At 70.0% G+C, this 534-nt stretch carries 1 pseudogene; it reads right to left on the bottom strand.

The window, feature by feature from the left end:
* Nucleotides 1-534 (bottom strand): annotated as a pseudogene (locus tag MKK68_RS03595) (porin family protein); the annotation flags it as partial.

Below are 534 nucleotides of genomic sequence, written 5' to 3'. Positions count from 1 at the left end.
GGTCTGGAAGTCGTTGCGGGACACGCCCGAACCGAAGTCACGGCCGCCGCCGCTGCCGGAGGCGAAGCCGCCGGTGCCGTACACGAGGTTGCGGTCGAAGGCGTAGCCGAGGCGACCGCGCACGGTGCCGAAGTAGTCGTGGCTGGAGCGGCCCGACGGGTTGTAGATCAGGTTGCCGGGCAGGATGCCGCCGCCAGCGACGGTCGCCGACGATACGCGGTTGCGGTTCGGGCCGAAGTCGACGTACTGCGCGTCGGCATCGATGCCGATCACGACGCCCGAGCGCGGGGTGAACTGGGAGTGGTAGACGACTGTGCAACCGCCAGTGAAGCCGTCGCTGCCGCGGCTGCCGCCGTAGGCGAGCACGCCAGCGCGGTTACCACCGGCCGGGCCGGCGAAGATCGCGTTCTGCGGCGAGACACCGACGACGGTGGCGCCGCGGTTGTCGTTGGCATCGAAGCCGTAGCCGGCATTGATACCGAAGTACGCGCCCGTCCAGGTGAACACCGGAACCGGGGTGAACACCGGCGGCGG

This window comes from Methylobacterium sp. E-016, assembly GCF_022829745.1.
Lineage (GTDB): Bacteria > Pseudomonadota > Alphaproteobacteria > Rhizobiales > Beijerinckiaceae > Methylobacterium.
Note: the sequence above shows the minus strand (reverse complement) of the source record. Positions and strands in the feature narration are given on the sequence as shown.